Annotated in this window: 7 protein-coding genes; 5 read left to right on the top strand and 2 right to left on the bottom strand. The window is 71.2% G+C overall.

Annotated elements, in window-relative coordinates:
- From ACRDP3_RS20645 to ACRDP3_RS20625, 5 genes are all read left to right on the top strand, one after another.
- Window positions 1–563: PucR family transcriptional regulator (locus tag ACRDP3_RS20645; RefSeq protein WP_431518460.1), on the top strand; the 563-nt coding region annotated here is incomplete at its 5' end.
- A gap of 128 nt (window positions 564–691) precedes the next feature.
- Window positions 692–2,065 carry an MFS transporter gene (locus tag ACRDP3_RS20640; RefSeq protein ID WP_431518459.1) on the top strand — a complete coding sequence of 458 codons (1,374 nt, stop codon included), beginning with the start codon at window positions 692–694 and terminating at the stop codon, window positions 2,063–2,065.
- A complete protein-coding gene (locus ACRDP3_RS20635) occupies window positions 2,062–2,964 on the top strand; it encodes a shikimate dehydrogenase (RefSeq protein ID WP_431518458.1) in 903 nt (300 codons plus the stop codon). The genes ACRDP3_RS20640 and ACRDP3_RS20635 overlap by 4 nt, the downstream gene beginning before the upstream one ends.
- A gap of 11 nt (window positions 2,965–2,975) precedes the next feature.
- On the top strand, window positions 2,976–4,787 hold the full coding sequence (locus ACRDP3_RS20630) for a bifunctional sugar phosphate isomerase/epimerase/4-hydroxyphenylpyruvate dioxygenase family protein (RefSeq protein ID WP_431518457.1): 1,812 nt from the start codon (window positions 2,976–2,978) through the stop codon (window positions 4,785–4,787).
- Window positions 4,788–4,885: 98 nt separating this feature from the next.
- Window positions 4,886–5,572 carry a TetR/AcrR family transcriptional regulator gene (locus tag ACRDP3_RS20625; protein WP_431518456.1) on the top strand — a complete coding sequence of 229 codons (687 nt, stop codon included), beginning with the start codon at window positions 4,886–4,888 and terminating at the stop codon, window positions 5,570–5,572.
- 9 nt (window positions 5,573–5,581) lie between these two features.
- Here the strand turns inward: ACRDP3_RS20625 and ACRDP3_RS20620 are convergent, their stop codons facing one another.
- Entirely contained in the window at window positions 5,582–6,088 is a 507-nt protein-coding gene (locus ACRDP3_RS20620) for a DinB family protein (RefSeq protein ID WP_431518455.1), read from the bottom strand.
- A 107-nt stretch (window positions 6,089–6,195) separates the two neighbouring features.
- Window positions 6,196–7,785: a phosphoglycerate dehydrogenase gene (gene serA, locus ACRDP3_RS20615; protein ID WP_431518454.1), complete on the bottom strand. Its 1,590-nt coding sequence runs from the start codon at window positions 7,783–7,785 to the stop codon at window positions 6,196–6,198.
- Between the last annotated feature and the right edge of the window lie 231 nt (window positions 7,786–8,016).

The following is an 8,016-nucleotide window of genomic DNA, read 5'->3' as shown; positions in this document are numbered from 1 at the left end:
TGCTGCCGGCGGCGACCGCGCGGGGCGGCGATCCCGCGGACGCGCTCGCCGCTCTGGTGCGGCTGCGGACGCCGGACGGGCTCGGTCCCGCCCGTACTGTCGCCGGCCGGCTGCTGCGCACACCGCGCCCCGACGCGGGGGTGACCGTGACCGCGGGCATCAGCGCGGCGCCCCGCGGCCTCGCCGAACTGGTGCCCGCCTGGCGGGAGGCGGTCGCCGCCGCCCGGGCGGCCGGCGCCGAGGGGCGGCTGGGACCGGTCGCGGAGTGGACGGCGATCGGCCCGTACCGCCTGCTGACCGGACTGACCGCACCGACGGGGCACGTCCGTGACGAGCCGGCCGTACGGGAGTTGCTGCGTCCGGCACACACCGAACTGGCCCGCACGGCCGAGGTGTTCCTCGACCACGCGGGCCAGGCGGGCCGCACCGCGGCGGCGTTGGGCATCCACCGGCAGACGCTCTACTACCGGCTCTCCCGCATCGAAGCGCTCACCGGACTCGACCTCGGCGACGGCGAGGACCGGCTGCTGCTGCACATGGCGCTCAAGGCGGCGCGACTGTGAACAGCGCCGCGAGCTGAGGGCTGCGCGAGGTATTGACAGCGGGGGGAGCCGGACGCAACATCCTTGGATCCGTAATTAACTATCTAGTGCGTTCACTCGAAACGCGCCGCCCTATCCGGAGGAGTCCCGTGTCCGCTCACTCGGTCGATGCCTCGGCCCAACCCGCCCTTCCACCGGGCAAACCCCGCAAGGCCGCCTTCGCCGCGTGGATCGGCAGCGCGCTGGAGTACTACGACTTCTTCATCTACGGCAGCGCCGCGGCCCTGGTCTTCCCCAAGGTCTTCTTCAACCCCGGCGATCCCGCTACGGCGACGCTGATCTCCCTGGCGACCTTCGGTGTCGCTTACGCCGCACGCCCGGTCGGCGCGCTGTTCCTCGGGCACTTCGGCGACCGGCTCGGCCGTCGGAAGATCATGGTGCTCACGCTGATCATGATGGGCCTGTCCACCTTCGCCATCGGCTGCCTGCCCACCTACGCGCAGATCGGGACCGTGGCCCCGGTGCTGCTGGTCCTGATGCGGGTGCTGCAGGGCCTCTCGGCCGCCGGCGAACAGGCCAGCGCGAACTCCATGACGCTGGAACACGCCCCGGAGCACCGTCGCGGCTACTACTCCAGCTTCACCCTGAACGGGACGCAGGCGGGCCAGATCCTGGCCACCCTGGTTTTCATCCCCGTCGCCGCCCTCCCGGACGACCAGCTCTACACCTGGGGCTGGCGCATACCGTTCCTGCTGAGCGCGATCGTCGCCGTCGCCGGCTACGTCATCCGCCGGAAGCTCGAGGAGACACCGGTCTTCGAGCAGGCGTCGGCGAGGAACGAGGTGGCCAGGCTGCCGCTGGTCGAGCTGGCACGGCACCACTGGGCCGATGTGCTGCGCGTGATCTGCGGAGCGCTCGTCGCGACCGTGAGCACCATCTTCACCGTCTGGGCCCTTTCCTTCGCCACCAAAGACGACTCCGGCCTGGAGGAGTCGTCCATGCTCCTGGTCGGCGTACTCGCCAACGCCGTCGCCCTGCTCGCCATCCCGCTGTGGGCCAGGCTCTCGGACCGGATCGGCCGTAAGCCGGTCTTCCTGACCGGCACGATCGGCTCCGGCATCATGATCTTCGTCTATCTGTGGGCGGTGTCGACGGGGAGCTTCCCGCTGGTGCTGCTGACCGGCATCGTCCTCTTCGGCGTGGTCTACAGCGCGGCCAACGGCATCTGGCCCTCGCTCTACGGCGAGATGTTCACCGCCCAGGTCCGGCTCTCGGGGATGGCCGTCGGAACTCAGATCGGCTTCGCCATCGCCGGTTTCGCCGTGGGCTTCGCCGAACAGATCGCGGGCCCGGGTGGTGACGGCTGGGCAGGCGTCGCCGCCTTCACCGCCGCCTTCTGCGCCGTCAGCGCGATCGCCGTGGCGACCGGCCGCGAGACGCACCGGGTGCCGACGGCCGACCTCGGCCTGAAGGCGACGGCCGACGCCGGCCTGAAGACGGGGCCGGCCGGGGCCGTGAGGTGACCGCGACGACCCCACCTTCGTACCTCACCGGTCTGATCGGGGCCGGGATCGGCCCGTCGCTCAGCCCTGAGCTGCACGAGCGTGAGGCAGACCGGCATGGTCTGCGCCTGCTCTACCGCACCATCGATCTCGGCACGCTGCCGGGGACCGGTGCCGAGGAGGCCGCACCCGAACTGCTGCGTGCCGCACGGATGGTCGGCTTCGACGGGCTCAACATCACCCATCCCTGCAAGCAGTCGGTGCTCGGTCATCTCGATGAGCTGGCACCGGAGGCGGCGGAGGTCGGGGCGGTCAACACCGTCGTCTTCCGTGCCGGACGATCGGTCGGGCACAACACCGACGTGACCGGGTTCGCCCAGTCCTTCACGGCGGGACTGCCCGGTGCGCCGCTGCACCGCGTGGTGCAGCTCGGCGCCGGGGGCGCCGGGGCGGCCGTCTCCCACGCACTGCTCGGCCTCGGCGCGGGCCGGCTCACCCTCGTCGATACCGACCCGGTCCGCGCGGAGCGCCTCGCGGCGGCACTGAATCGCCGATTCGGGCAAGGACGCGTCACCGCGGCCGATCCGGCCGGCACAGCTCGCGAGCTGGCCCACGCGGACGGCCTCGTCCACGCCACACCCGTCGGCATGGCGGCCAGCCCGGGGCTGCCCCTTCCCGCCGAGTCGGTCCGCCCGGACCTGTGGGTGGCCGAAGTCGTCTACCGGCCGCTGGAGACGGAGCTGCTGCGAGAGGCCCGCCGACGCGGCTGCCGCACCCTCGACGGCGGTGGGATGGCCGCGTTCCAAGCCGCCGACGCCTTCCGGCTCTTCACCGGGCTGGAGCCTCATACCGACCGGATGCTCGAAGACCTCGCCGCCCTGGTCGGCGTCGTCGGGGCTTCCGCACTCCGGGGACCTTAAGGAGAACGGTCATGCGTAAGTCCATCGCCACGGTGTCGCTGAGCGGGTCGCTCTCCGAGAAGCTCACCGCCATCGCCGCGGCGGGATTCGACGGCGTCGAGATCTTCGAGAACGACCTGATCGCCTCCCCGCTCAGCCCGGAGGAGGTGCGCTCCCGCGCCGCCGATCTGGGACTGAGCATCGACCTCTACCAGCCGTTCCGCGACTACGAGGCCGTCCCCGCCGACCTTCTGGCCGACAACCTCCGGCGTGCGGAACGCAAGTTCGCGGTGATGGAACGGCTCGGCGCGGACCTGCTGCTGGTGTGCTCCAGCGTCTCGCCCGACGCCGTCGATGACGACGCACTCGCCGCCGGGCACCTGTACGAGCTCGCCGAACGGGCCCAGCGGCACGGCATCCGTATCGCCTACGAGGCCCTGGCGTGGGGGCGCCACATCAGCACGTACGACCATGCGTGGCGCGTGGTGAAGGCGGCGGACCACCCCTCGCTCGGTACCTGCCTGGACAGCTTCCACATCATCTCCCGGGCCTCCGACCCCCGGGCCATCGAAGAGATCCCCGGCGAGAAGATCTTCTTCCTCCAGCTCGCCGACGCCCCGCTGATGGCGATGGACGTCCTCCAGTGGAGCCGCCACTACCGCTGCTTCCCCGGCCAGGGGGGCCTCGACCTCACCGGCCTGCTGGCACACACCGTCAAGGCCGGATACCAAGGGCCGCTCTCCCTCGAGGTGTTCAACGACGTCTTCCGCCAGGCCGACGCGGGCCGCACCGCCGTCGACGCGATGCGCTCGCTGCTCGCGCTGGAGGAGTCGGCCGGGCTCGCCACGCCACCGTCGCCCGTCGTACCGTCCGGCTTCGCCTTCGCCGAACTGGCGGCAGCGGACACCGAGCCGCTGCGCGGACTGCTGGGCTCGCTCGGCTTCGCCCGTACCGGGCGCCACACCGGGAAACCGGTGGAGATGTGGGAGCAGGGGGAGGCCCGAATCCTGCTCAACACCACGGGAGCCGACCGCCGTTCCGGTCCGGCGCTCGCCGCCATCGGCCTGGAGTCCCCCGACCCGTCCGCCGCGGTGCGGCGCGCGGAAACGCTGCTCGCCCCCGTGGTGCCGCGCCGCCGTGGAGCGCGGGAGACCCGCCTGGACGCGGTCGCCGCGCCGGACGGCACCGAACTCTTCCTCTGCCGTACCGGGCACGCGGACCACCCCAGCTGGACGGCGGACTTCGCCCCCGTACCGGCCGGACCGCCCGAGGCGGCGGCGAGTGACGGCACCGGTATCACCGGCATCGACCACATGGCGCTGACCCAGCCCTGGCACCACTTCGACGAGGCGGCCCTCTTCTACCGCAGCGTGCTGGGCCTGAAGCCCGATGAGAGCCATGATCTGGCCGACCCCTACGGCCTGTTCCGCAGCCGTGCCGTGGCCAACGCCGAAGGCAGCCTGAGAATCGCGCTGAACGTCGCCCCGAGCCCGGAGGGGGCGGCCGGCACCCGTCCCCAGCACATCGCGCTCGCCACCGACGACATCATCGCCACCGCGAGGCGCATGCGGCAGCGCGGCGCCGCGTTCCTGTCCATCCCCGCGAACTACTACGACGACCTCGACGCCCGCTACGACCTGCCCGCGGAAACCCTGGAGACCCTGCGTGAGCTGGAGATCCTCTACGACCGGGACGAGCGCGGCGAGTTCCTCCACTGCTACACCGCCACAGTCGGGCGGATCTTCTTCGAGGTCGTGCAGCGCACCGGCGAATACCGTGGCTACGGCGCCCGGAACGCGACGGTCCGGCTCGCCGCCCAGCACACGGCGCACCGAGGCGTATGAGCGATACCAGTCCAGTACCCCTCCCGGCGGCGCGGCCCCCGCTCCGGCACCTTCCTAGACTGGTACGCGTCGCACCGACCGTACCGACGAGGAGCCGCATGGCCGCCGCCGTCCCCCAGCCGCCACAGCCCGCCAAGCGCACGAGAGACGCGGCCCGGACCCAGGCGGAGATCCTCGAGGTCGCGACACGGGAGTTCGCCCGGCTCGGCTACGCCGGCGCCCGGGTGGACGAGATCGCCGCCCGGATCGAGACCACCAAGCGGATGATCTACTACTACTTCGGCAGCAAGGAACAGCTCTTCACCGCCGTCCTGGAGCGGGCGTACGCGGTCATCCGGCACCGGGAGCAGGAACTCGACGTCGAGCATCTGGATCCGGTCGCCGCGATCCGCCGCCTCGCCGAGCTCACCTTCGACCACCATGAAGCACACCCGGACTTCATCCGTCTCGTCGGCATCGAGAACATCCACGAGGCCGAGCACATCGCCGCCTCGTCGACGCTCGGCTCCCTCAACTCCCCCGCGATCACGGTCATCAGCCGAATCCTGGAGTCGGGCCACGCCGAGGGCGTCTTCACCGCCGACGTCGACGCCCTCGACCTGCACGCGATGATCAGCTCGTTCTGCTTCTTCCGGGTCGCCAACCGGTACACGTTCCGCGCTCTGTTCGGACGCGACCTCACGGCACCGGACCGTCACGAGCACTACCGCACCATGCTCGGCGACATGGTCATCGCCTACCTCACCTCGGGCGGGAACCCTCCCGGCCCGGTGCCCCGACGCTGACGGGTCCGGTCAGACGCCCACCGTGCCGTCGATTCCTTCACGGAGGAAGTCGGCGTGGCCGTTGTGGCGGGCGTACTCCTGGATCAGGTGCAGCATCACCAGACGGAGCGAGAAATCGTCGCCCGACCTGGCGTCGTGACCGGTGACATCGAGCGACTCCGCCTCCGCCTCTATCCGGCGTGCGTGATCGACCTCGCGCTGCCAGGCGTCGAACGCCTCGGTACGGGTGGCCGTGCTCGCGTCGTACGCGACCTGGAAGTCGAAGTCGTCGGACCAGACCAGCGGGATGTCCTCACCGTTGATCACACGGCGGAACCAGGACCGCTCCACCTCCGCCATGTGCCGTACCAGGCCGAGCAGCGAGAGGGTGGAGGGCGGCATCGACAGCCGGCGCAGGTCCTCGTCACCGAGCCCTTCGCACTTCATGGCCAGCGTCGCGCGGTGGTGGTCGAGGAAGCCGCGCAGCGTCTGCCGCTCCCCCGCGGTGAGGGGTGGGCCGGGGCGTTCGACGGTCACTGCTCGTTCCTCTCGATTCGTCCGCGCAGGCGGAGGGCCCGGAAGCCGGCTGTGCCCGTACCGCGTCGATCAGCGGTACGGGCACAGCCGTTGAACGTACGTCCCGGTCAGTCCGTGAGGTCCACACTGCGGGCGGAGGTCGCGCCGATCTCGCCCTTGATCTCGGTGAGGACCGGGGCCGGGATCGTGTCGTCGACGGTGAGCGCCACCAGCGCCTCGCCGCCCGCCGTGGCGCGCGCCACCTGCATGCCCGCGATGTTGATACCCGCCTCGCCGAGGATGCGGCCGACGGTGCCGACCATGCCGGGGCGGTCGGCGTAGCGGAAGAAGGCCATGTGCTCGGCGAGCGGCAGGTCGACGTCGTGGTCACCGACGGCGACGATCTTCTGCAGGTGCTTGGGCCCGGTCAGGGTGCCGGAGACGGAGACCTCCTCGCCATTGCCGAGGGTGCCGCGCACGGTCACCACGTTGCGGTGTTCCGCCGACTCGCTGGAGGTGGTGAGCCGGACCTCGACGCCGCGCTCCTGGGCGAACAGCGGGGCGTTGACGTAGCTCACGGTGTCGTCGACGACGTCCTCGAAGACGCCCTTGAGGGCGGAGAGTTCGAGCACCTTGACGTCGTGCTGGGTGATCTCGCCGTACACCTCGACGTCGAGCCGGAGGGCGACCTCGCCCGCCAGCGCGGTGAAGATCCGGCCCAGGCCCTCGGCCAGCGGCAGCGCCGGGCGTACGTCCTCGGCGATGACGCCGCCCTGGACGTTGACCGCATCCGGCACCAGCTCGCCCGCCAGCGCGAGACGCACCGATTTGGCGACCGCGATGCCCGCCTTCTCCTGCGCCTCGCCCGTGGAGGCGCCCAGGTGCGGGGTGCACACGACCTGGTCGAACTCGAAGAGCGGCGAGTCGGTGCACGGCTCGCTCGCGTACACGTCCAGACCCGCGCCGGCGACCCGGCCCTCCTTGAGCGCGGACGCCAGTGCCGCCTCGTCGACGATCCCGCCGCGGGCGGCGTTGACGAGGCGCACGCTCGGCTTGACCTTGTGCAACGCGTCGTCGCCGATCAGGCCGAGGGTCTCCGGGGTCTTGGGGAGGTGGACGGTGATGAAGTCCGAGACCTCCAGCAGCTCGTCCAGGGAGAGCAGCTTCACGCCCATCTGCGCGGCCCGGGCGGGCTGCACGAACGGGTCGTAGGCGACGACCTTCATGCCGAACCCGGACATCCGCTGGGCCACCAGCACGCCGATCCGGCCCAGACCCACGACGCCGAGGGTCTTCTCGCTCAGCTCCACGCCGGCGTACTTGCTGCGCTTCCACTCGCCGTTCTTCAGCGCGGAGTTGGCCTGCGGGATGTTACGGGCCGTCGCGATGAGCAGACCGCAGGCGAGCTCGGCGGCGGTGACGATGTTGGAGGTGGGAGCGTTGACCACCATGACGCCCGCCTTGGTGGCCGCGGGCACGTCGACGTTGTCGAGCCCGACGCCCGCGCGGGCCACCACCCTGAGCTTCCGCGCCGCGGCGATCGCCTCGGCGTCCACCTTGGTCGCCGAGCGCACCAGGACGGCGTCCACATCGGCGAGGGCGGGGAGGAGCTCGGATCGGTCGGCGCCGTTGCAGTGCCGGATCTCGAAGTCCGGGCCGAGCGCGTCGACGGTGGCGGGCGAGAGCTCTTCGGCGATCAGTACTACGGGCTTGCTCACGTGGTCTCCAGTCCTGGCGGATCATCCTCGCCGCGGGCGGCGGTCAGTCGTTGGAGGGGTCATCCCCGCGGGGGCAGGGCAGACGCACGACGCTGTGAGCCTGTGGCGCACTTGGCCTGTGTGCAGTGTAGCTACGCGGCGCGGCAGGGGTGGGCCCCTCCCGCCGAGCACACGCCGCCGCAGGGGGTGCGGGCGCGGGATGCGGGCGGGGTGCGGGCGCCTCCGGAGCCC

This window comes from Streptomyces sp., assembly GCF_050698815.1.
Lineage (GTDB): Bacteria > Actinomycetota > Actinomycetes > Streptomycetales > Streptomycetaceae > Streptomyces.
This window is presented reverse-complemented; position numbering and strand designations above follow the sequence as displayed.

Bases quoted from the DNA above. Each gene is read 5' to 3' on its own strand.
- ACRDP3_RS20630 (WP_431518457.1), top strand. From the start codon at position 2,976: ATGCGTAAGTCCATCGCCACGGTGTCGCTGAGCGGGTCGCTCTCCGAG.
- ACRDP3_RS20625 (WP_431518456.1), top strand. From the start codon at position 4,886: ATGGCCGCCGCCGTCCCCCAGCCGCCACAGCCCGCCAAGCGCACGAGA.